General features: G+C 71.0%; 19 protein-coding genes and 1 tRNA gene. 7 read left to right on the forward strand and 13 right to left on the reverse strand.

Annotated features, from left to right (window positions below):
* Together H288_RS0125200 and H288_RS0125210 are read left to right on the forward strand one after the other, a co-directional pair.
* Positions 1-251, forward strand: a 251-nt coding sequence (locus H288_RS0125200; protein ID WP_020095355.1) for a transposase, incomplete at its 5' end; no start/stop codon positions are given.
* Between the two features lie 490 nt (positions 252-741).
* Positions 742-981 (forward strand): hypothetical protein, encoded by a 240-nt coding sequence (locus tag H288_RS0125210; RefSeq protein WP_128083280.1) that lies wholly within the window; start codon positions 742-744, stop codon positions 979-981.
* Positions 982-1,034: 53 nt separating this feature from the next.
* Here H288_RS0125210 and H288_RS36300 read toward each other — a convergent pair whose 3' ends face one another.
* The 7 genes from H288_RS36300 to H288_RS0125245 form a co-directional block, all read right to left on the reverse strand.
* A complete protein-coding gene (locus H288_RS36300; RefSeq protein WP_020095358.1) occupies positions 1,035-1,583 on the reverse strand; it encodes an HD domain-containing protein in 549 nt (182 codons plus the stop codon).
* A 58-nt stretch (positions 1,584-1,641) separates the two neighbouring features.
* Positions 1,642-1,842 (reverse strand): hypothetical protein, encoded by a 201-nt coding sequence (locus H288_RS0125220; protein WP_020095359.1) that lies wholly within the window; start codon positions 1,840-1,842, stop codon positions 1,642-1,644.
* Complete coding sequence (locus H288_RS35245; RefSeq protein ID WP_020095360.1) at positions 1,839-2,006, reverse strand: hypothetical protein; 168 nt, start codon at positions 2,004-2,006, stop codon at positions 1,839-1,841. The genes H288_RS0125220 and H288_RS35245 overlap by 4 nt, the downstream gene beginning before the upstream one ends.
* 155 nt (positions 2,007-2,161) lie before the next feature.
* A tRNA-Gln gene (locus H288_RS0125230) sits at positions 2,162-2,236 on the reverse strand.
* Between the two features lie 82 nt (positions 2,237-2,318).
* On the reverse strand, positions 2,319-3,896 hold the full coding sequence (locus tag H288_RS0125235; RefSeq protein WP_020095361.1) for an aldehyde dehydrogenase (NADP(+)): 1,578 nt from the start codon (positions 3,894-3,896) through the stop codon (positions 2,319-2,321).
* Positions 3,897-3,955: 59 nt separating this feature from the next.
* Positions 3,956-5,626: a thiamine pyrophosphate-binding protein gene (locus H288_RS0125240; protein ID WP_026605278.1), complete on the reverse strand. Its 1,671-nt coding sequence runs from the start codon at positions 5,624-5,626 to the stop codon at positions 3,956-3,958.
* A gap of 129 nt (positions 5,627-5,755) precedes the next feature.
* Positions 5,756-6,454, reverse strand: a complete 699-nt coding sequence (locus H288_RS0125245; RefSeq protein WP_026605279.1) for a GntR family transcriptional regulator — start codon at positions 6,452-6,454, stop codon at positions 5,756-5,758.
* 192 nt (positions 6,455-6,646) lie between these two features.
* Between H288_RS0125245 and H288_RS0125250 the strand changes: the two genes are divergently transcribed.
* The 4 genes from H288_RS0125250 to H288_RS0125265 all read left to right on the forward strand — a co-directional run bounded on the left by H288_RS0125250 (position 6,647) and on the right by H288_RS0125265 (position 11,558).
* Positions 6,647-7,366 carry a ribonuclease activity regulator RraA gene (locus H288_RS0125250; RefSeq protein WP_012319094.1) on the forward strand — a complete coding sequence of 240 codons (720 nt, stop codon included), beginning with the start codon at positions 6,647-6,649 and terminating at the stop codon, positions 7,364-7,366.
* A gap of 81 nt (positions 7,367-7,447) precedes the next feature.
* A complete protein-coding gene (locus tag H288_RS0125255; protein WP_020095364.1) occupies positions 7,448-8,755 on the forward strand; it encodes an MFS transporter in 1,308 nt (435 codons plus the stop codon).
* A 16-nt stretch (positions 8,756-8,771) separates the two neighbouring features.
* Positions 8,772-10,502, forward strand: a complete 1,731-nt coding sequence (gene araD / locus H288_RS0125260; protein WP_020095365.1) for an L-arabinonate dehydratase — start codon at positions 8,772-8,774, stop codon at positions 10,500-10,502.
* Between the two features lie 51 nt (positions 10,503-10,553).
* Positions 10,554-11,558 carry an SMP-30/gluconolactonase/LRE family protein gene (locus H288_RS0125265; protein ID WP_020095366.1) on the forward strand — a complete coding sequence of 335 codons (1,005 nt, stop codon included), beginning with the start codon at positions 10,554-10,556 and terminating at the stop codon, positions 11,556-11,558.
* A gap of 133 nt (positions 11,559-11,691) precedes the next feature.
* Here H288_RS0125265 and metH read toward each other — a convergent pair whose 3' ends face one another.
* The 3 genes from metH to H288_RS0125280 all read right to left on the reverse strand — a co-directional run bounded on the left by metH (position 11,692) and on the right by H288_RS0125280 (position 17,739).
* Positions 11,692-15,444 carry a methionine synthase gene (gene metH / locus H288_RS0125270; protein ID WP_020095367.1) on the reverse strand — a complete coding sequence of 1,251 codons (3,753 nt, stop codon included), beginning with the start codon at positions 15,442-15,444 and terminating at the stop codon, positions 11,692-11,694.
* A gap of 292 nt (positions 15,445-15,736) precedes the next feature.
* Positions 15,737-16,657: a methylenetetrahydrofolate reductase [NAD(P)H] gene (gene metF / locus H288_RS0125275; RefSeq protein WP_020095368.1), complete on the reverse strand. Its 921-nt coding sequence runs from the start codon at positions 16,655-16,657 to the stop codon at positions 15,737-15,739.
* Between the two features lie 56 nt (positions 16,658-16,713).
* Positions 16,714-17,739 carry a metalloregulator ArsR/SmtB family transcription factor gene (locus H288_RS0125280; RefSeq protein WP_020095369.1) on the reverse strand — a complete coding sequence of 342 codons (1,026 nt, stop codon included), beginning with the start codon at positions 17,737-17,739 and terminating at the stop codon, positions 16,714-16,716.
* A 198-nt stretch (positions 17,740-17,937) separates the two neighbouring features.
* Between H288_RS0125280 and H288_RS0125285 the strand changes: the two genes are divergently transcribed.
* Positions 17,938-18,519: a histidine phosphatase family protein gene (locus tag H288_RS0125285; RefSeq protein WP_020095370.1), complete on the forward strand. Its 582-nt coding sequence runs from the start codon at positions 17,938-17,940 to the stop codon at positions 18,517-18,519.
* 3 nt (positions 18,520-18,522) lie between these two features.
* Here the strand turns inward: H288_RS0125285 and H288_RS0125290 are convergent, their stop codons facing one another.
* The 3 genes from H288_RS0125290 to H288_RS0125300 form a co-directional block, all read right to left on the reverse strand.
* Entirely contained in the window at positions 18,523-19,419 is an 897-nt protein-coding gene (locus H288_RS0125290) for a bestrophin family protein (RefSeq protein ID WP_020095371.1), read from the reverse strand.
* Positions 19,420-19,531: 112 nt separating this feature from the next.
* Entirely contained in the window at positions 19,532-20,470 is a 939-nt protein-coding gene (locus H288_RS0125295; protein ID WP_020095372.1) for an ROK family protein, read from the reverse strand.
* The gene (locus H288_RS0125300; protein ID WP_026605282.1) at positions 20,470-21,843 is read right to left on the reverse strand and encodes a dicarboxylate/amino acid:cation symporter; all 1,374 of its coding nucleotides are present in this window, start codon (positions 21,841-21,843) and stop codon (positions 20,470-20,472) included. The genes H288_RS0125295 and H288_RS0125300 overlap by 1 nt, the downstream gene beginning before the upstream one ends.
* Positions 21,844-22,021: the final 178 nt, after the last annotated feature.

Raw genomic sequence — 22,021 nt, forward strand, 5'->3', positions numbered from 1 at the left:
CGGACGCAGCCGGCCGCCGGAGGCTGACCAAGATGCCGTTGATGAGCGCGATGGCCGCCCGCCTGAAGCGGGCTGGGCGCCGCAGTCGGTACCGTCTTAGAAAGCAGGTCGTCGAGCCGGTGTTCGGACAGATCAAGCAGGCCCGAGGCTTCCGACAGTTCCTGATGAGAGGGCTCGATCAGGTCCGGGGCGAGTGGGCGATGATCTGCACCGCCCACAACCTGCTGAAGCTGGCACAGTCAGGCCGCTGAAGCCGCTGGTCCGCCCTCATTGGCTCCCGTCTTGCCCCCTCTACCAGGCTTCAAACCCCGTTACTCGGACAGGCTCCTAGCTGTCCGTGAGGATCGACGTGAGATCCGTGAACCCCTGGGCCTCGCTCGTGAGCAGGGCCACGAGCAGCAAGCACAGGCCGCCCAAGAGTGCGACCCCGGCCGTGGCTCCCACCAGATCCGACGTCCGAATGGTCGGCTCAGCTTGACGGCTGAACAGCAAAGCTCGCCCTCTGCGAGTGTTCGGATACGTACGGCTCACGCGATGCCCCCAGAGATCGAGGCCCCTTGTATTAACGTTCACATGATCGGCTCTTCATCCGCGCGCGAACCGCGAGCATTGTAAATCGCGTGCGCTGGCGCACGTCCAAGATCTAGGAAGAGGATGATTTGACCTTCCCTCGATTGTCCGGGCCTTGGTCGCGGGCGGCCGCTGCTCTTCGGGGACAGCTTCGGCCACCGGGTGCCGTTCATGCTGACGATCCTGTTCGCTGTGACATTCCGGGAGGTGCACGTCGTCTGGCCGACCTCGATCGATGACGGGCTGGTCGATCGCGTGAAGCCCGACCCCATGCTGACCGAGATGGACGAGCGGCTTCTCCATCTGACCGTCGACGGCGGCTTCGCTGTCGCGGTGCACGCGCGCGGGCGGTTCGGCGCCGAGCTATCAGGGGTGTCGCGGCGCGGGTCGCCGCGCATGCCGCGGCCGTGACAGCGGGACGGCGCCGGTCGCGCGAAGCTTCGCCGCATGGGCAAGGCGCTGGGCTAACGCGGCCCGCTGCCTTCGACCGTCGTCGGTGAACCGAGCCAGCCCTTCGCCGCCGCCGCCGCGCGCAGGATTGCCTTGGCAGGCTCGTACTTGAGATGAAGCCGCTCGCGGGTCTCCGCGGGCAGGAGCGCCAGACGCCCGGGATCCGAATTGTCCTCGAGGTCGGCGAGCTTGACGAGGGTCGCCCGGAGGGTGCCCACTTTCGCGATGTTGTTGATCCAGGCCGCGTAGGTGACGCGACCTCCGGGCTTCGTGAGCATGGCGACCGAGGTCAGCACGTTGTCGCTGAAGCCCTCCTTGGCCAAGTCCCCGAACCCGTAGCGGGTGTCCTCGACCACATCGTGCAGCCACGCGGCCTGCAGCGCCTCGTCCCGCTCCAGGTCGGACCAGAACGGGCACCCTTCCGACAGCCCGAGCACGCCGGCAGCCACGCGCGCAAGATGCTCGATATACGGCCTGCCGGCCTTGTCGACTTGGCCGTCGTGGGCGACGGTGGCCACCGTCCGCGCGTCGGCCGCGGTCCGGCGGAGGGGAGGCAGGATCACGCGGTCATCCCTTCACCGGATACGCCAGCAGGGTCGCTGTCCCGGCCATGTACCGCTCTCAGCCCGACACGAACAGCATCATCATCCGCGCCGCCGCCGCGACCTGCTCGACGGTGGCCTCCGGCATGTCGGCGACCGCCTTCTCGACGATGCTCCGGGCGATGCCGTCGTACAGGCCGATGCCCAACGCGAACGTGCTGAGACGAACCAGCACGCTGTCGGCGATCGCCTTCCGCTTCGGATCGGGCACGTCGCTCATGTCGTCCTCGGGAAACTCATGTTGATCGCGCTCTCGGCCACGTGCAGCGCAGCGCCGGCGCGGAGGCTCGTCGCCTGAGAGCGCATTTCGATGGCCTCGGCCACGTCGACGTGGTGGCCTGTCGGGATCGTGAAGGGCTCAGCCGTCGCGGTCTCGCTCTCCACAGCGGTCGTCTCGGCCTCACGGTGCGGAGCGCCGGCGCCGGACGGCCCGCGGGCCGTTCGGGACCGTGCGGATTCTCGTGCCGCGGGGCGACACCGCGCGTTCCGGCGGACCCGCTCAGTCCCGGCACCGAAGGTCCTGTTTCCCTTGGGAAATTTGGCTGGGGCGCCAGGATTCGAACCTGGGAATGGCGGTACCAAAAACCGCTGCCTTACCACTTGGCGACGCCCCAAGGTGAGCGGAGGCTGTCTAGACGCCGCGCCCGCCCCTGGCAAGCGGCGGATCGCGGCCGTCCGGCCCCTGCCCGAAGCGGCTCAGCGGCGCTCGGGCGTGCCGTCGATCCGGCGGGGCAGGCCCAGCGGGTTGGCGGCCTGGAGCGCCGCCGGCAGCAGGGCGTCGGGGACGTCCTGGTAGCTCACCGGCCGCAGGAACCGGTCGATCGCGAGGCTGCCCACCGAGGTCGTGCGCCCGTCCGAGGTCGCCGGGTAAGGCCCGCCATGCACCATGGCGTGCGCCACCTCGACACCGGTTCCGAACCCGTCCACCAGGATCCGGCCGACGCGGCGCTCCAGGAGCGGCAGCAGGTCCCGGGCGGCCGCGTGATCCTCCGGCGCGAGGTGCAGCGAGGCCGTGAGCTGGCCCTCCAGACGCTCCAGGACCGCCCGCATCGCGGCGAAGTCCGCGCAGCGCACCACGAGCCCCGAGGCGCCGAACATCTCCTCCTGCAGCTCGGGATCCGCCAGGAACACGTCCGAGTCCGCGGCGAACAGGGTCGCCCGGCCCTGGGTCGCCCCGCCCTCCGTGCCCTCGGCGATGCGGGTGACGGCGGCGTGGCCGGCCACCCGCGCCACGGCCTCGCGGTACGCGCGCTGGATGCCGGGCGTCAGCATGGTCGCGGCCGGGCTCTCGCGCAGGGCCGCGCCGGCCGCCTCGAGGAAGGCGTCGAGACCCGGACCCGGCAGCGCCAGGAGCAGGCCGGGATTGGTGCAGAACTGCCCGGCGCCGAGCGTCAGCGAGGCCGCGAATGCCTTGCCGATCGCGGCACCCCGCGCGGCGAGCGCGCCGGGGAACAGCAGCACCGGGTTGATGCTGCTCATCTCGGCGTAGACCGGGATCGGCGACGGGCGCCCGGCCGCGATCGCCATCAGGGCGGTGCCGCCCCGGCGCGAGCCCGTGAAGCCGACTGCCGCGATCCGGGGATCGGCCACCAGCCCCTGCCCGATCGACTGGCCGGCATCGAACAGCAGCGAGAAGGTCCCCTCCGGCAGGCCGCAGGACGCAACCGCCTTCTGGACGGCGCGGCCGACGAGCTCCGAGGTGCCGGGATGGGCGGGATGCGCCTTGACCACCACCGGGCAGCCCGCCGCCAGGGCCGAGGCGGTGTCGCCGCCCGCCACCGAGAAGGCCAGCGGGAAGTTCGAGGCGCCGAACACCGCCACCGGGCCGACGGCGATCCGGCGCAGGCGCAGGTCCGGACGGGGCAGCGGCTTGCGGTCCGGAAGGGCCGGGTCGATCCGCGCCTCGACGTAGCTGCCCTCGCGGACGACGCCGGCGAACAGGCGCAGCTGGCCGACCGTCCGGGCGCGCTCGCCCTCGATCCGCGGCCGGGGCAGCCCCGTCTCGGCCATGCAGCGGGTGACGAGGTCGTCCCCGATCTCCAGGATGTTCGCGGCGATCGCTTCCAGGAAGCCGGCCCGCGCCTCCGGGTCGGTCTCGCGGAAGGTGTCGAAGGCGGCCTCGGCGAGCGCGCAGGCCCGGTCGAGGTCGCCCCGGCTCGCGCCCGGGAAATCCGGCTCCAGGGCCTGTCCGGTGGCCGCCTCGACGGCCCGGAAGGCCGCCTCGGTGCCGCGCCGCGCCTCGGCGCCGATCAGGTTCTCGCCGCGCAGGGTCATGAGCTGCTCCTCTCGGTGGGGGTGCGGGCGGGCCGCACCGGGACGGCGCGCGCGGGCGGTCAGCCCCGCTGCGCCGCCAGGGCCTTCTCGCGGATGGCCGCGAGGGTCATGGTCGGGGTCAGCGCCTCGGGATCGACGAGGCAGTGGATCATGGCCGGCAGCCCGGAGGCGAGGCCGCGCTCGAAGGCGGGGGCGAACTCCTCGGTGCGCTCCACCCGTTCGCCGTGGCCGCCGAAGGCGCGGGCCAGCGCCGCGAAGTCGGGGTTACGCAGCTCGGTCGCCGAGACGCGGCCGGGATACTCGCGCTCCTGGTGCATCCGGATCGTGCCGTACATGCCGTTGTCGAGCACCACCACCACGACGGCGATCCCGTACTGAACCGCGGTCGCGAATTCCTGCACGGTCATCATCACGTCGCCGTCGCCGGCCAGCGCCACGACGATCCGTTCCGGGCGGCTGCGCTTCGCCATCACGGCGGCGGGCAGGCCGTAGCCCATCGAGCCGGAGGTCGGTGCGAGCTGCGTGCCGAAGGCGCGGAACCGGTAATAGCGGTGGACCCAGGTGGCGAAGTTGCCGGCGCCGTTGCAGATCACCGCGTCCGGCGGCAGCCGCTGGCGCAGCCACGCGATCGCCGCGCCGTACTGGAACGCGCCGGGCTTCGGCTCAGGCGTCTCGGACCACGCGCGGTAGGCGGCATGGGCCTCGGCGGCGCGGCCGGTGCCGGTGGCCTCGAACTCCGGCAGGACCGCGCAGAAGGTCTCGGGCGCCGCCTCGATCGCCAGCGCCGGCTGGTAGACCCGGCCGAGTTCCGCCGCGTCGGCGTGGACGTGGACCAGCGGCAGGCCGGGATCGGGGATGCCGAGCAGGCCGTAGGATTGCGCCGGCATCTCGGAGAGGCGCCCGCCCACCATCAGCAGCAGGTCGGCCTCTCGGATCCGGGCGAGCAGCGCCGGGTTCGGCCCGATCCCGAGCTCGCCCGCGAAGTTCGGGTGGTCGGCGGGGAAGAGCTGGGCCCGCCGGAACGAGACCGCCACCGGCAGATCGTGGCGCTCGGCCCAGGCGGCCAGGGCGGCGACGGCGCCTTCCGTCCAGCGGGAGCCGCCGAGCAGCACCACCGGCCGCCGCGCCTCCGCCAGCATGGCCCGCAGGTGCGCGAGATCGTCCCCCGACGGGGCCGGCGCGGCCGGGACGACGCGCGGCGCGTCCGGCACGGCCGCGACGTCGTCGAGCATGTCCTCCGGCAGGGCGACCACGACGGGGCCCGGGCGGCCCTGCAGCGCGACCCGGAAGGCCCGGGCGAGGATCTCCGGGATGCGCGCCGCGTCGTCGATCTCCACCGCCCACTTGGCGACGCCGCCGAACATCTGGCGATAGTCGACCTCCTGGAAGGCCTCGCGGTCGCGCATGCGCCGGGCGATCTGGCCGACGAACAGGATCATCGGCGTCGAATCCTGGCGGGCGATGTGCACGCCGGCGGAGGCGTTGGTGGCGCCGGGCCCCCGGGTCACGAAGCAGATGCCAGGGCGGCCCGTGAGCTTGCCGGCGGCCTCGGCCATGATCGCCGCGCCGCCCTCCTGCCGGCAGACCAGCACGTCGATGCCGCTGTCGCGCAGGGCGTCGAGCACCGCGAGGTAGCTCTCCCCGGGGACGCAGGTCACGCGCTCGACGCCCTGCGCGCGGAGCTGGTCGACGAGCACCTGCGCGCCGGTGCGTGGGGGCAATCCGCTCAAGCCGTTCCTCCCTGGCGCTCGGGCCGCGTCCGGGGCATGGCGCCGGGATCGGCCGTGGATCCGCCCGCCGCTGAGATGCGTCTGATATCCCAGTCTCAGGATAGGGGCGGGTTCGGGGCGGTCAACCTGTCAGACCAGGGGGCGCCGGTCGAGGGCCCGGCGGGTCATCCGGTCGAGAAAGTCGAACAGCGTCCCGATCCCGGCAAGGGCCGCCTCCGCGTCGCGCGCCGCGATGCCCGACACGATCGCCGCGTGGATCGCCGCGCAGTCCGGGAAGCTCGCGGTCGGCTCGTAGGTGTACCAGAACCGTCGCGACTGCGCGTGCAGCGCCGCCATGGTGCCGGCGAGCGTCGGGTTGTAGGCGGCGCCGACCAGCCCCTCGTGCAGGGCGCGCTTGTGCCGGAAATACGCTTCCCGGTCGCGGGCCTCGGCGGTGCGGCGCAGCCCGCCGACGCGATCCAGCAGCCGCGCCATGTCGTCCTCGGTGCCCCGCGCGATGGCGCAGCGGGCCACGGTCTCGTCGAGGGGCCGCCGCACCTCCAGCAGCTCGAGGTGCCTGATGATGTCGACCTGGGTGACGAGGACGCCGCGGCGCGGGTGGACCTCCACGAACCCGATCGTCTTCAGCCGTGCCAGGGCCTCGCGGACCGGGGTCCGGCCGAGGCCCAGCTCCGCGCCGAGTTCGCCTTCGGAGACCATCGCGCCGGGCGCGAGGCGGCGGCTGATGATCATCTGCTCGATGGCGTCGTAGGCGGTCTCGGCGAGCGAGCGCGGCCTGCGCGCCTCCGCCGCCGAGGCGCTGCCGCCCGCAAAGTCCAATTCGGCCAAGGGCTTCCCCGTCGATCTCCGCTCGGGTCGGTCGCGACCCGCGCCGGTTGACAATGGCGCGGCGCCCCGTGTTACTCAAGAGCTGGGATATCAGTCCGCGCCCAGCGCGGACGGGAGCCAAGGCCGGCGCAAGCGACGCGTGATTGTCACCGTCCGCGGGTGCCGAGACCGAGGCCCGGGGAGGAGAAGCGGATGTCCGGGTTGTCCCCTGAGACGCGCGCCAAGCTGAAGACCGTCAGCACGGCCACGCTGATGACCGCCCTCTACAAGCGCGGCTTCCGCAACCAGATGATCCAGGGCGTGCTGCCCCTGAAGGCCGGCGGCCCGACGATGGTCGGCGAGGCCTACACCCTGCGCTACATCCCGGCCCGGGAGGACCTGAACCCGATCACGGTGTTCCGCGACCGCGCGCACCCGCAGCGCAAGGCCGTGGAGGAGTGCCCGCCCGGCGCCGTGATGGTGATCGACAGCCGGAAGGACGCCCGGGCCGCCTCCGCGGGCTCGATCCTGGCGACCCGGCTGATGGTGCGCGGCTGCGCCGGGCTCGTCACCGACGGCGGCTTCCGCGATGCCGACGAGATCGCCCGGCTGGAGATGCCGAGCTACCACGCGCGCCCGTCGGCGCCGACGAACCTCACGGTCCACCAGGCGATCGACATCAACGTGCCGATCGGCTGCGGCGACGCGCCCGTCTTCCCCGGCGACGTGATCGTCGGCGACGGCGACGGGGTGGCGGTGATCCCGGCCCACCTCGCTGACGCGGTCGCCGACGAGGCCGTGGAGATGACCGCCTACGAGGATTTCGTCACCGAGGAGGTACGCAAGGGCCGCACAATCCTCGGCCTCTACCCTGCCACCGACGAGCAGAGCCTCGCCGATTTCGCCGCCTGGCGGACGCGGACCGGCCGCTGAGCGTGCCGCACCGGCCCGCTCCGGCCCGGCCCGCGATCGGCAAAGGGCCGGGACGCGTCGGATTCGGCTCGGGGGGACGCCATGGCGGCGAGGTTGCGCGGGGGCGATGCGGCGCCGGAGATCGAGCGGCGGACGGTCGCCAAGGTGTCGCGGCGTCTGCTGCCGCTGATCGTCCTGATCTACTTCGTCGCCTACATGGACCGGACCAACGTGGGCTTCGCGGCGTTCGGGCTGAGCCGGGAGTTCGGGTTCTCCGCCACGGTCTACGGCTGGGCGGCCGGCATCTTCTTCCTCGGCTACGTCATCTTCGAAGTGCCGAGCAACGTCCTCCTGGAGCGCGCCGGGGCGCGGCTCTGGATCGCCCGGATCATGGTCACCTGGGGGCTGGTGGCGGGCAGCATGGCGCTCATCACCGGCCCGGCGAGCTTCCTCGCCCTGCGCTTCCTGCTGGGCGTGGCCGAGGCCGGCTTCTTCCCCGGCGTGATCCTCTACTTCACTTACTGGTTCCCGAAGCGGTACCGGGCGCGCGTGGTCGCCGCGCTGTTCCTCGCGGTCCCGGGCTCGAACGCCCTCACGGCGGTGATCTCGGGGGCGCTGCTCCAGCTCGACGGGGCGCTCGGCCTGCACGGCTGGCAGTGGCTGTTCCTCCTCGAGGCGGCGCCCTCGATCTTGCTGGCCTTCGCGGTCCTGGCGCTGATGACCGACCGGCCCGAACAGGCCGCGTGGCTCACGTCCGAGGAGCGATTGTGGCTCGGGACCGCGATCGCGGCGGAGCGGGACGGCACGGTCCGGGCCCACGGGCCCTTCACTCTGGGGCAGGTCCTGACCGACCGGCGCGTGCTCGCGCTGGGCGCGATGTACTTCAGCATCGGTACCGCCACCTACGGCATCACCTTCTTCCTGCCGCCGATCCTGAAGAGCCTGCACCTCACCGACTGGGAGACGGGGGTCGCGACGGCGGTGCCCTACGGCGTCGGGACCCTGGGCATGATCGCCTGGAGCTGGTCGTCGGACCGGCGCGACGAGCGCCGCTGGCACTTCGCGATCGCCGCGCTGGTCGCCGCCCTCGGCCTCGTCGTCTCCGGCCCCATGCTCGGCAGCCTCTGGGCGCTCGCGGCGATGTCGGTGGCCACGATCGGGCTCTATGGGAGCAAGCCCGCCTTCTGGGCGATGCCGGGGGAGTTCCTGGCCGGGCCCGCGGCCGCCGGGGGGATCGCGCTGATCAACGCGATCGGCAATCTCGGCGGCTTCGTCGGCCCCTACGTCCTGGGCTGGCTGAAGGATTACACCGGGACCTACGAGGCCGGCCTCTATTTCCTGGCGGCTTGCGCGCTCGCCGCCGCGGCGATCACGCTCGTCGCGGGCCGCCCGGCCGGGTCGAACGCGTGAGACCGGAGACAGAGCGATGACCGCGCGCAAGAAGACCCTGGAGGATCTGCGCAGCCAGCGCTGGTTCGGCGCCACCGACCTGCGCAGCTTCGGCCACCGCTCCCGCATGCTGCAGATGGGCTACGAGCGGGCGGATTTCACCGGCAAGCCGATCGTCGGCATCATCAACACCTGGAGCGACATCAACCCCTGCCACCAGCATTTCCGCGAGCGCGTCGAGCACGTGAAGCGCGGCGTCTGGCAGGCGGGCGGCTTCCCGATCGAGCTGCCGGCGCTGTCGCTGTCGGAGAACTTCGTCAAGCCGACCACGATGCTCTACCGCAATTTCCTGGCCATGGAGGTGGAAGAACTGCTGCGCCAGCACCCCGTGGACGGCGCGGTGCTGATGGGCGGCTGCGACAAGACCACACCCGGCACGGTGATGGGCGGGATCTCCATGAACCTGCCGATGGTGTTCCTGCCGGCGGGACCGATGATGCGCGGCCATTTCGGCGGGACGATCCTGGGCTCGGGCTCGGATGTCTGGAAGTACTGGGCCGAGAAGGAGGCCGGGAACATCACCACGCAGGAATGGAACGACATGGAGGCGGGCATCGCCCGCTCCGCCGGAACCTGCATGACCATGGGCACGGCCTCGACCATGACGGCGATCACCGAGGCCCTGGGGCTGTCCCTGCCCGGCTCGGCCTCGATCCCGGCGGCCGACGCCGACCATCCGCGCATGGCCGGCGCCTGCGGCCGGCGCATCGTCGAGATGATCTGGGAAGACCTGAAGCCGTCCGACATCCTCGACCGCCGCTCGGTCGACAACGCGCTGGTGGTCCACAACGCGCTCGCCGGCTCCACCAACGCGATGATCCACCTCGTGGCCATGGCCGGTCGGGCCGGTATCCCGGTCAAGCTCACCGAGTTCGACGAGTTCGCCCAGAAGGTGCCGGTCATCGCCAACCTCCGGCCCTCGGGTCAGTGGCTCATGGAGGATTTCCACATCGCGGGCGGCATCCGCGCCCTGATGGCGCGCCTGTCCCCCCTCCTTCACCTCGACGCCCGCTCGGTCACCGGCGGAACGATCGGCGACGGGCTCGCCGGCATGCGGGTGTTCAACGACGACGTGATCCGCCCGCTCGACCGACCGATCGTGGCCATGGGCGGGACCGCGATCCTGTACGGCAACCTCGCCCCGGACGGCTGCGTGATCAAGCCGCCGGCCGCCGACCCGCGGCTGCTGCAGCACACCGGTCCCGCGCTGGTCTTCGACAGCTACGACGCGATGAGCGCGGCGGTGAACGACCTCGACCTCGACGTCACGCCCGACCACGTGATGATCCTGCGCAATGCCGGCCCGATCGGCGGCCCCGGCATGCCCGAATGGGGCATGCTTCCGATCCCGAAGGTCCTGCTCCGGCAGGGCGTGCGCGACATGGTCCGCATCTCGGACGCGCGGATGAGCGGCACGAGCTACGGCGCCTGCATCCTGCACGTGGCGCCGGAATCGGCCGCGGGCGGCCCGCTCGCGGCCGTGCGCGACGGCGACCTCATCACCGTGGACGTGCCCGGGCGGCGGATCCACCTGCACCTCGACGACGCCGAGATCGCGGCGCGGGTGAAGGCGTTCCGGCCGCCGGACCGGTCTTATCCGCGGGGCTACAACCGGCTGTTCGCCCAGCACGTGCGGCAGGCCAACGAGGGCTGCGACTTCGACTTTCTGGAGGGCGCCGGGGGGATCCCGGAACCCGAGATTCACTGACCGGCCCGAGCCGTCGGCAACAGGCGGCGGGCCCCATCACAGGGAGGTAACATGGTGACGATCGCGCGCAGGGGCCTGCTCGCCGGAGCGGCCCTGCTCGGCGCCGCGCGGGCGGCCGGGGCGGGCTGGGAGCCGTCGCAGCGGGTGCCCGACCCGGCCGTCGAGATCCTCGACCCGGCCTTCGCCAAGTACCGGCTCGCCTCGGCGACGGTCGAGCGGGTCGCCACGGGCTTCCGCTGGGCCGAGGGGCCGGTCTGGTTCGGCGACATGGGATCGCTGCTGTTCAGCGACGTGGTCAACGACCGGATCATGAAGTGGGAGGAGGCGTCCGGCGCGCTCTCGGTGTTCCGCAAGCCGTCGAACTACGCCAACGGCAACACCCGCGACCGGCAGGGCCGGCTGATCACCTGCCAGCACAGGACCCGCAGCGTCACCCGCACCGAGCATGACGGCACCATCACCACGCTGCTCGACCGGTTCGACGGCAAGCCGCTGAACTCGCCGAACGACGTGGTCTGCCATTCCGATGGGGCGATCTGGTTCACCGATCCGGCCTTCGGGCCGAACCCGCACGAGTCGATGGCGGCGCCGGAGCTACCGGGCTACATCTACCGGATCGATCCGAAGACGGGACAGGCCAGCGTCGCGGTTGAGGGCGTGGCGGGGCCGAACGGCCTGTGCTTCTCGCCGGACGAGTCGAAGCTCTACGTGATCGAGGCCCGGGCGAAGCCCAACCGCCTGATCCGCGTCTACGACGTGGTCGAGAACGGCACCAGGACCGCCAACGGCCGCGTCTTCTACGATGCCGGGACCGGCACGCCGGACGGCTTTAAGGTCGACGTCGACGGCAATCTCTGGTGCGGCTGGGGGATGAGCGAGGCCGAGGACGGGGTCATCGTGCTCTCGCCTCAGGCCAAGCTGATCGGCCGGATCCGCCTGCCGGAGCGCTGCGCCAACCTGTGCTTCGGCGGACTCAACCGCAACCTGCTGCTGATGACGTCCACGCACTCGGTCTATTCACTGTACGTGAACACGCGGGGTGCGGGGACCTGCTGAGGTTGGATGGGCGGCTCGCGCCGCCCTGCCGTCCTTGCGAGAGGAGCGAAGCAATCCAGGGGCGTCACGCCGACAGATGTCGTGCGGCCCTGGCTCGCTTCGCTACGCTCGCGATGACGGTGGTGCCCCGCCCCTACTCCGCCGCCTGCGGCATGTACCGCGTCGGATCGTAGTTCAGGATCGGGCCGAGCCAGCGCTCGACGTCGCGGACATCCATCCCCTTGCGGGCGGCGTAATCCTCGACCTGATCCCGCTCCACCTTGGCGACGCCGAAATAGTGCGCCTCCGGGTGGGCAATGTAGATCCCCGATACCGAGGAACCCGGCCACATCGCGTAGGACTCGGTGAGCTTCACGCCGATCCGGCTCTCCGCCTTCAGCAGGTCGAACAGGGTGGTCTTCTCGGTGTGGTCGGGCTGGGCCGGGTAGCCCGGGGCCGGGCGGATGCCGTCGTACTTCTCCAGCACCAGCTCCTCGGGGGCGTAGGCCTCGTCGGACGCGTAGCCCCAGAACTCCTTGCGCACCCGCTCGTGCATCCGCTCGGCGAAGGCCTCGGCGATGCGGTCGGCGAGCGCCTTCACGAGGATCGCCCGGTAATCGTCGTTGGCCCGCTCGAACCGCTCGGCGATCCGCACCTCCTCCAGGCCCGCCGTCACCACGAAGCCGCCGACATAGTCGGCGATGCCGGTCTCGGCCGGCGCCACGAAGTCCGACAGGCAGGTGTTCGACCGGCCGTCGCGCTTCGAGAGCTGCTGGCGCAGGCCGTGGAAGGTGGCGAGCCGCTCCGACCGGCTCTCGCCCGTGTAGAGCGCGATGTCGTCGCCGACGCTGTTGGCCGGCCAGAAGCCGATCACCGCCTTCGGATTGAACCAGCGCTCCTCGACGATCTGCTTCAGCATCGCCTGCGCGTCCTCGTAGAGGGCGCGGGCGGCCGGGCCCTGCTCGGGATCGTCCAGGAGCGCCGGGAAGCGGCCCTTGAACTCGTAGGTCTGCAGGAACGGCGTCCAGTCGATGTAGGGCACGAGGTCGGCGACCTCGTAGGAGCCGTAGACCCTCGTGCCGGTGAAGGAGGGCTTCGCCGGCTTGTAGCCCGACCAGTCGATCTTGAACGCGTTGGTCCGCGCCTTGGCGAGCGGCAGCCGTTGCTTGTCGGCCTCCGAGCGCCTGTGGGCGTCGGCGACCTTGGCGTACTCGGCCCGGACCTTCTCGATCGTCGGCCCACGGGTCTCCTTCGAGATCAGGCTCGACACCACGCCGACCGCGCGGCTCGCGTCGGTGACGTAGACCGCCTGACCCTTGGCGTAGGCCGGGTGGATCTTCACCGCCGTGTGGACGCGGCTGGTGGTGGCGCCGCCGATCAGCAGCGGCACGTCGAGCCCCTCGCGCTCCATCTCGCCGGCCACGTGGACCATCTCGTCGAGCGACGGGGTGATCAGGCCCGACAGGCCGACGATGTCGACTTTCTCGGTCTTGGCGGTCTCCAGGATCTTGGCGGCCGGCACCATCACGCCGAGATCGATGATCTCGTAGTTGTTGCAGGCCAGCACGACGCCGACGATGTTCTTGCCGATATCGTGGACGTCGCCCTTCACGGTCGCCATCAGCACCTTGCCGGCGGCCTGGCGCTTGCCGTCGCCGCCGTTGGCGCGCTTCTCCTCCTCCATGAACGGCTCGAGATAGGCGACCGCCTGCTTCATCACCCGGGCTGACTTCACCACCTGCGGCAGGAACATCTTGCCGGAGCCGAACAGGTCGCCGACCACGTTCATGCCGGCCATCAGCGGGCCCTCGATGACGTGGAGCGGGCGCTCGGCTGAGGCCCGCGCCTCCTCGGTGTCGGCCACGATGTACTCGGTGATGCCGTTGACCAGCGCGTGCTCGATCCGCTTCTCGACCGGAGCCTCGCGCCAGGTCAGGTCGGCGGTCTTGGCCTGGGCCGAGGCGCCGGTCTTGAAGCGCTCGGCGGCCTCCAGCAGGCGCTCGGTCGAATCCTCGCGGCGGTTGAGGACGACGTCCTCGCACAGCTCGCGCAGCTCCGCCGGGATCTCGTCGTAGACGGCGAGCTGGCCGGCATTGACGATGCCCATGTCCATGCCGGCCTTGATGCAGTGGAACAGGAACACCGCGTGCATGGCCTCGCGTACCGGCTCGTTGCCGCGGAAGGCGAAGCTGAGGTTCGAGACGCCGCCCGAGATGTGGGCGTGCGGCAGGGTCTCGCGGATCGTGCGGGTCGCCTCGATGAAGGCCACGCCGTACGGATTGTGCTCTTCGATGCCCGTGGCAACGGCGAAGATGTTCGGATCGAAGATGATGTCCTCGGGCGGGAAGCCGACCTGCTCGGTCAGGATCCGGTAAGCCTTGGTGCAGATCTCGACCTTGCGCTCGTACGAATCGGCCTGGCCCTGCTCGTCGAAGGCCATCACCACCACGGCGGCCCCGTAGGAGCGGCAGATCTTGGCGGCTTCGACGAACTTCTCCTCGCCCTCCTTCATGGAGATCGAGTTCACGATCGGCTTGCCCTGGATGCACTTGAGGCCGGCCTCGATCACCTCGAACTTCGAGGAATCGACCATCACGGGCACCCGGGCGATGTCGGGCTCGGCGGCGACGAGGTTCAGGAACTCGACCATCGCCTTCTGTGAGTCGAGCAGGCCCTCGTCCATGTTGACGTCGATCACCTGGGCACCGGCCGCCACCTGATCGCGGGCGACGTCCAGCGCCGCCGCGTAGTCGCCGTTGGTGATGAGCTTGCGGAACTTGGCCGAGCCGGTGACGTTCGTGCGCTCGCCCACGTTCACGAACGGGATTTCCGGCGTGAGCACGAAGGGCTCGAGGCCCGACAGACGCATCAGGCGCGGCACCTCGGGGATCGGCCGCGGCGCCTTGCCGGCCACCGCTTCGGCGATGGCACGGATGTGGTCCGGGGTGGTGCCGCAGCAGCCGCCGACCATGTTGACGAGGCCGGATTCGGCGAACTCGCCGACCAGCTTGCCCATCGCCTCCGGGCTCTCGTCGTAGAGTCCGAACTCGTTCGGCAGGCCGGCATTCGGGTAGGCGCAGACGAGCGTGTCGCAGATCCGCGCCAGCTCGGCGATGTGGCCGCGCATCTCGCGCGCGCCCAGCGCGCAGTTGAGGCCGAAGGTCAGCGGCTCGGAATGGCGCAGGGAGTGCCAGAAGGCCGCCGGGGTCTGGCCCGACAGGGTGCGGCCCGAGAGATCTGTGATCGTGCCGGAGATCTGGATCGGCAGGCGGATGCCGGTCTCGTCGAAGACCTGCCACGCCGCCGCGACCGCCGCCTTGGCGTTCAGCGTGTCGAAGATCGTCTCGATCAGGATCAGCTCGGCGCCGCCGTCGATCAGGCCGCGAACCTGCTCCACGTAGGCCTGCTTGACCTGGTCGAAGGTGACCGCCCGGAAGCCCGGGTTGTTCACGTCGGGCGAGATCGACAGGGTGCGGTTCGTCGGGCCGATGGCACCGGCCACGAAGCGGCGGCGGCCGTCCTTCTCCTCGGCGAGCTTGGCCGCCTCGCGGGCGAGCCGCGCTCCTTGAGCGTTCAGCTCGTGGATGATCGACTCCATTCCGTAATCGGCCTGGGCGATGGTGGTGCCCGAGAAGGTGTTGGTCTCGCAGACGTCGGCGCCGGCCAGGAAGTAGTCGAGGTGGATCTGCCGGATCGCGTCGGGCTGGGTCAGGATCAGCAGGTCGTTGTTGCCCTTCTGATCGTGCCCGTGATCCTTGAACCGGTCGCTGCGAAAGTCCTCTTCCGAGAACTTCAGGCGCTGGATGACGGTGCCCATCGCCCCGTCGAGGACGAGGATCTTCTCCGCGGCGCGCTGGCGCAGGGCCTTCGCGATCTCGGTGCCGTCGACGGGGGCAAAATCGGTCATCGTGCGTCCTGTCAGATCACCTCGTCCTGAGGTGCCGGAGCGAAGCGGAGGCCTTGGAGGCCTCCAGATATCTCGGTGTTCCCTGGAGCCCTCCTTCGGGGCCGCTCACGCGGCCCCTCAGGACGAGGTGGAGGGGGATCTTCGGTCTCTCGTGCGTGCCCTGGCTGCTGTCTCGGACACAAGCCGTCTTTGCGAGCGCAGCGAAGCAATCCAGCCGCGCCACGCTCACGGATGTCGCGCTACCCTGGGTCGCTTCGCTGCGCTCGCGATGACGGACCGCGGCCCCGAGAATTTAAGCCGCGGCCTTCGCGGCCGCCAGCTTCGGCGCCTGGGCGCGCAGGCCGAGCAGGTGGCAGATCGCGTAGACCAAGTCGGAGCGGTTCATCGAGTAGAAGTGGAAGTCGTTGACGCCCTCGTCCACGAGGTCGAGCACCTGCTCGGCCGCCACCGCGCCGGCCACGAGCCGGCGGGTCTCGACGTCGTCCTCCAGCCCCTCGAACCGGGCGGCCAGCCAGTAGGGCACCGAGGCGCCGGTGCGGCGGGCGAAGTTCGCCGCCTGCTTGAAGTTCTGCACCGGCAGGATGCCCGGGATGATCGGGATCGTGATCCCGGCGGCCCGGACCTTGTCCAGGTAGCGCAGGTAGATCTCGTTCTCGAAGAAGAACTGGGTAATCGCCTGGTCGGCCCCGGCATCGACCTTGGCCTTCAGGGCGTCGATGTCGGCGTCGAGGGAGGCCGCCTCGGGGTGCTTCTCAGGATAGGCCGAGACCGAGACCTTGAAGTCGCCGATCCGCTTGATCCCCTTCACCAGCTCTGCGGTCGAGGCGTAGCCCTCCGGGTGCGGCCGGTAGGCGTGGCCGACACCCTCGGCCGGGTCGCCGCGCAGCGCCACGATGTGGCGCACGCCCGCGTCCCAGTAGGACTGGACCACCGCGTCGATCTCGTCGCGAGAGGCGTCCACGCAGGTGAGGTGGGCGGCGGGCTTGAGGCCGGTCTCGCGGACCATGCGGGCGACCGTGTTGTGGGTGCGCTCGCGGGTGGAGCCGCCGGCGCCGTAGGTCACCGAGACGAAGCTCGGCTGCAGCGGCGCGAGGCGCTCGATGGAGTTCCAGAGGATCTTCTCCATCTCGTCGGTCTTCGGGGGGAAGAACTCGATCGAGACGCGGATCGGGTGGTAGCCGTCGCGGCTGGCGCGGTGTGTGGAGCGGCGCATCGGGGTCTCGTCCTCTATGTCGGTCGGTTCAGACGAAGTCTGCGGAGGTCAGTGTCTCAGGCGACGGCGCGCTGAGGCTGTTCTGTGTCGGTGTCGGCCAACCCGTCCTGAGCCAGCCCGTCCTGGGCCAGCCAGAGGGTGACGGTGAGCTGGCCCGACTCGCGCGGCGTCAGATCGCGGGTGGCGACCGTCGCGAGGCCGGCTTCGGCGAGCCAGCCGGAGACCTGCTCGGCGGAGAAGCCGAGGCGCCGGTGGGCCTGCCCGGTGCGGAGGAATTCCAGCTCGTGCGGCGCGAAGTCCACCACCAGCAGGCGGCCGCCCGGCGCCACGAGCCGCGCGGCCCCGCGGAGCGCCCGGGCCGGGTCGTCGAGATAGTGCAGCACCTGATGGACCACGACGAGGTCGAAGCTCGCCCGCGCGAAGGGCGGCGCGTGGATGTCGCCCTGCCGCAGGTCCACCCTTGCCAAGCCCTGGCGCTCCAGGTTGGCCCGGGCGACGGACAGCATGGCGTGGCTCGAATCGAGCCCGGTGGCGCGGCCGGCCCGGGGCGCCAGCAGGCCGAGCATCCGGCCGGTGCCGGTGCCGAGATCGATCAGGCTGCCGATCGGGCGGTCGCCCAGGGCGTCGAGCACCGCGGCCTCCACGATCGCCTCGGGCACGTGCAGGGAGCGCAGCTCGTCCCATTTGGGGGCCAGCCGGGCGAAGAAGGTCGTGGCGGCATCCGCCCGCTGCGCCCGGACGGCGTCGAGGCGCGCGCGGTCCTCCGACAGGGGCGGCGCGGTCCGGTCGAGACCGGACAGGAGCGGGTCCGCCAGGCCGGCGCGGGCGTCGGACAGCCGGAAGAACGCCCAGGCCCCCTCGCGGTGGCGCTCGACCAGCCCGGCCTCCACCAAGAGCTTGAGGTGGCGAGAGATCCGCGGCTGCGACTGACCCAGGATGTCGGTGAGGTCGGACACCGACAGTTCCCCCTCGACGAGCAGCGCCAGGATGCGCAGGCGCGTCTCCTCCGCGGCGGCACGCAGGACGCCCAGAGCTTCCGGAAAGGGGATCGACCCCGCTTCTTGCCTGCGTTCGATAGACATAAAGATATGTTTATGTCCGTTTTCCCGCGGGCGCAAGCACGATCTTGATCGGGTCCACGTCGGCGCGTGACGGCTCCCGACGGCATTGCCGAACCGATGAGACCGAAGCGCGGCGGCGGCGTTGATGGCAGGGTCGATGACTGGATCGATGACTGGATCGATGACAGGGCCGCGGACCGCGTGCCCGGGGAGGCACGCATGGCCGAGAGCCCGTTCCCGCAGATCACGCTGGTCCGCCACGGCGAGACCGCCTGGAGCCGGTCCGGTCAGCATACCGGGCGCAGCGACATCCCCCTGACGCCGGAGGGTGAGGACGCGGCGCGCGCCCTCGCACCGCGCCTGGCGCGCCGCGCCTACGCGGAGGTGTGGTCGAGCCCGTCGGGCCGGGCGGCCACGACCTGCGCGCTGGCGGGCTTCGGCGACCGCCGCGCGATCGATCCGGATCTCGCGGAATGGGATTACGGCGCCTACGAGGGCCGGACCACGAAGGCGATCCTGGCCGAGCGGCCGGACTGGCGGCTGTTCCGCGACGGCTGCCCCGGCGGCGAGACGGCGGCGGATGTCGGTGCCCGCGCGGATCGGGTCATCGCCCGGGCCCGCGCCCGCGACGCCGACCTCATCGTGTTCTCCAGCGCACACCTTCTGCGCGTGCTCGCAGCGCGCTGGATCGGCCTGGAGCCGCGGTGCGGCGCGCTCCTCGTCCTCGGCACCGCGAGCGTCTCGGTGCTCGGCTACGAGCACGACCGCACCGAGCCGGTGCTGCGCGCCTGGAACGGGTAGGCGCTAGCGCAGCCAGTACCCGTCGGGCGCCAGCGCCTGGGGCATCGGCTCGCCGAGGGCGTGGTGGACGATGCGGTCCACGGCGCGGACCATGGCGTCGAGGGGCAGGTCGTTGGGCTCGGTGCCGAACGGCTCCTCGAGCTCGTCCCCGAGGGCGTCGAGTCCGAAGAACGTGTAGGCCACGAGCGCCACCACGATCGGAGTCGCCCAGCCCAGGGCGCCGGTGAGGCCCACCGGGAGGAGCAGGCAGTAGAGCCACGCGGTCCGGTACACGAGCAACGTGTAGGCGAAGGGCAGCGGCGTGTTGGCGAGCCGCTCGCAGGCGGTGTGCACGCCCGACAGCGCCTCGATCCGGGCCTCGAGGATGCCGAACTGGATGTCGCTGAGCCGGCCCGCGCGCGTCAGCGAGGCGAGATCGCGGGTGATGGCGGCCAGGACCGAGTCGGTGGGGTTCGGGCCGGACAGGTCCGATCCCGGGCTCGTCCGGTCGACGGCGGCGGCCTCGTCCAGGTCGCGCAGCCGGGCGTGGAGGCCGTGCGCGAAGGCCGACAGGCGCCGGAGCTGGAGCGCGGCCTCCCGCTCGGGCAGCAGGGCCGGGAGGGCGCGGGCGAGGTTGCGCACCTCGCCGATCAGGTTGCCCCAGTGCTTCCGGGCCTCCCACCAGCGCTCGTAGCAGGCGTTGTTGCGAAAGCTCAGGAAGATCGAGAGGGCGAGGCCGACCACGGTGAACGGCGTCACCCCCGCGCTGACCGGGAACAGCGCGGGCCACCGCGATTCCGCCCACACCACCGCGCACGAGACCGCGACGATCCCCGCGAGCTTGGGCGCCACCCGCGGCACGATCGAGCCGCGCAGGGTGAACAGCAGGGTCAGCAGGTTGGGCCGGGTGCGGACGATCATCGGGACTTCGGCGATGCGGTGCTGCCGTCCTGCCCTGCGCCCTCCGGTCCCGCAACCGACGTCTCTGTGAGCTCGGCAGTTCGATCGACCAAGGCCGGGCCGCGGACGGGTCTCAGACGGTCTCCGCCTCCCAAAGCCACGCCGCGCCGCGCACGCCCGACGCGTCGCCGTGCAGGCTCGCTCGCACGGGCGTGTCGAAGGCGTCGGAGAAGACGTGGGGGGCGATCGCCGCCGGCAGGCCCGCGATCAGCTCCGGGATGCGCGACAGGCCGCCGCCGATCACGATCACGTCCGGGTCGAGGAGGTTCACCACCTGGGCGGCCGCACGCCCGAGGCGCTCGAGGTGGACGGCGAGCGTCTCCCGCGCCGCCGGGCTTCCGGCGCGGGCCTCGGCGACGACCGCCTCGGCGGTGAGGTCGCCGCCGTGCCGCCGCGCGTGGTCGGCGGCCAGCCCGGGACCGGACAGCCAGGTCTCGACGCAGCCCCGGCGGCCGCAATAGCAGGCGGCGCCCGGCCGCTCGTCGTCGCGGGGCGCCGGCAGGGGGCCGTGGCCCCACTCGCCCGCGATGCCGTTGCGGCCCGTGAGCACCCGACCGTCGAGGGCGATGCCGGACCCGACGCCGGTGCCCAGGATCACCGCCCAGACCACGCGGGCCCCGGCGCCGGCGCCGTCGATCGCCTCCGACACCGCCAGGCAGTTGGCGTCGTTCTCGATCCGGAGCGGGCGTTCCAGGCGCGCGCCGAGATCGGCCGCGAACGGGTGTCCGTTGAGCCAGTGCGAGTTGGCGTTGCGCACGAGGCCCGTCGCCGGGGACAGGCTCCCGGGCATGCCGATGCCGACGCTGCAGGGCGTGCCGGCCTCGGCCTCGAGACGCAGGACGAGGTCGGCCACGGCCTCGACGGTGGCCCGGTAGGCGCCCCGCGGGGCGGGCATCCGCGCCTCGGCCAGGGTCGACCCGTCCCGGCCGAGCACGATCCCGGCGATCTTGGTGCCGCCGAGATCGATGCCGAGGCGCGGGCGACCCGCGTTCTTCGCCGTCGGCGATCCCATCACTCGGCGGCGGCGACCTTACTGTCGGTGCCCATCGGCTGCGGCGACTCGTCGGCGATGTGGGTGCCGATGGCGACCGGGTGGGCCATCACCTCGTTGAGCTTGGCGACGTCGAGCTCGCCTTCCCAGCGGCTGACCACCACGCAGGCGACGCCGTTGCCCACGAGGTTGGTGAGCGCGCGGCACTCGGACATGAACTTGTCGATGCCGAGGACCAGGGTCATGGCGGCGACCGGCACCGGGCTGTTGGGGATCGCCGAGAGCGTCGCCGCCAGGGTGATAAAGCCGGCACCCGTGACGCCCGATGCGCCCTTCGAGGTCAGCATCGCCACCAGGATGATGGTCGCGTACTGGCTGATCGACAGGTCCACGCCCACGGCCTGCGCCAGGAACAGCGTCGCCAGCGTCATGTAGATGTTGGTGCCGTCGAGGTTGAACGAGTAGCCGGTCGGGACCACGAGGCCGACGACCGAGTCCGAGGCGCCGAGGCGGCGCATCTTGGTCATGAGCTGCGGCAGCACCGTCTCGGAGGACGACGTGCCGACCACGATCAGCAGCTCGTCCTTGATGTAGGCGAGGAAGCGCAGGATCGAGAAGCCCGCGACCCGGGCGATCGTCCCGAGCACCACGAGCACGAACAGGATCGCCGTGATGTAGAAGGTGCCGACCAGCCACGCGAGGTCGTAGACCTTCTGGATGCCGTACTCGCCGATCGTGAACGCCATGGCACCGAAGGCACCGACGGGGGCGAGCTTCACGACGATGCCGATGATCCGGAAGAAGATCTGGCCGGCGGTGTCGATCGCGTGGTTCACCGAGGCCGCGCGCTCGCCGAGATTCGTCACCACGACGCCAGTGAGGATCGAGATCAGCAGCACCTGCAGCAGGTCGCCGGTGGCGAAGGGGTCCAGGAAGCTCTTCGGGATGATCGCCAGGATGTGGGCGACGGTGGAATCGGCGGCCGCCTTGCTGGCGTAGGTCGCGACCTTGCTGGCGTCGAGCTTCGACGGGTCGGCGTTGAAGCCGGCGCCGGGCCGGATCACCTCGCCGACGATGACGCCGATCAGCAGCGCGATGGTGGACACCACCTCGAAGTAGACCAGCGCCTTCAGGCCGACGCGGCCGACCTTCTTCAGGTCGCCAATCGACGCGATGCCGTGGACGATCGTGCAGAAGATGATCGGCGCGATCATCATCTTGATCAGGCCGATGAAGGCGTCGCCGAGCCACTTCATCGACTTGCCGGTGGCCGGGTCGTACCAGCCGAGCAGGACGCCGAGCGCGATGGCGATCAGCACCTGGATGTAGAGCACCTTGTACCAGGGCTCGCGGGGCGCTGCGGCGGGAGCCGTCGCCTGGATTGCCTGTGCCATGTCCATCCCGTGCGACGACCGCGCACCCTCCCGATTTGCCGGCACGCTAGCGACTATCACCCGGCGCCTCAACGGCTGCACGCTTATCCGCCCGGAACCATCCGTGACAAAAACCTGTCATTCCCGGACGAAGATCTCTCGTATCCGAGAGCCGCGGACCCGCGAAAACAGACGGCCC

Source organism: Methylobacterium sp. 285MFTsu5.1 (genome assembly GCF_000383455.1).
Classification (GTDB): Bacteria; Pseudomonadota; Alphaproteobacteria; order Rhizobiales; family Beijerinckiaceae; genus Methylobacterium.

Coding starts and splice junctions, on each gene's coding strand:
- H288_RS0125210 (WP_128083280.1), top strand. CDS start 742: ATGCTGACGATCCTGTTCGCTGTGACATTCCGGGAGGTGCACGTCGTC.
- H288_RS0125220 (WP_020095359.1), bottom strand. CDS start 1,842: ATGAGCGACGTGCCCGATCCGAAGCGGAAGGCGATCGCCGACAGCGTG.
- H288_RS0125235 (WP_020095361.1), bottom strand. CDS start 3,896: ATGACCCTGCGCGGCGAGAACCTGATCGGCGCCGAGGCGCGGCGCGGC.
- H288_RS0125250 (WP_012319094.1), top strand. CDS start 6,647: ATGTCCGGGTTGTCCCCTGAGACGCGCGCCAAGCTGAAGACCGTCAGC.
- H288_RS0125255 (WP_020095364.1), top strand. CDS start 7,448: ATGGCGGCGAGGTTGCGCGGGGGCGATGCGGCGCCGGAGATCGAGCGG.
- araD (WP_020095365.1), top strand. CDS start 8,772: ATGACCGCGCGCAAGAAGACCCTGGAGGATCTGCGCAGCCAGCGCTGG.
- H288_RS0125265 (WP_020095366.1), top strand. CDS start 10,554: ATGGTGACGATCGCGCGCAGGGGCCTGCTCGCCGGAGCGGCCCTGCTC.
- metH (WP_020095367.1), bottom strand. CDS start 15,444: ATGACCGATTTTGCCCCCGTCGACGGCACCGAGATCGCGAAGGCCCTG.
- metF (WP_020095368.1), bottom strand. CDS start 16,657: ATGCGCCGCTCCACACACCGCGCCAGCCGCGACGGCTACCACCCGATC.
- H288_RS0125280 (WP_020095369.1), bottom strand. CDS start 17,739: ATGTCTATCGAACGCAGGCAAGAAGCGGGGTCGATCCCCTTTCCGGAA.
- H288_RS0125285 (WP_020095370.1), top strand. CDS start 17,938: ATGGCCGAGAGCCCGTTCCCGCAGATCACGCTGGTCCGCCACGGCGAG.
- H288_RS0125290 (WP_020095371.1), bottom strand. CDS start 19,419: ATGATCGTCCGCACCCGGCCCAACCTGCTGACCCTGCTGTTCACCCTG.
- H288_RS0125295 (WP_020095372.1), bottom strand. CDS start 20,470: ATGGGATCGCCGACGGCGAAGAACGCGGGTCGCCCGCGCCTCGGCATC.
- H288_RS0125300 (WP_026605282.1), bottom strand. CDS start 21,843: ATGGCACAGGCAATCCAGGCGACGGCTCCCGCCGCAGCGCCCCGCGAG.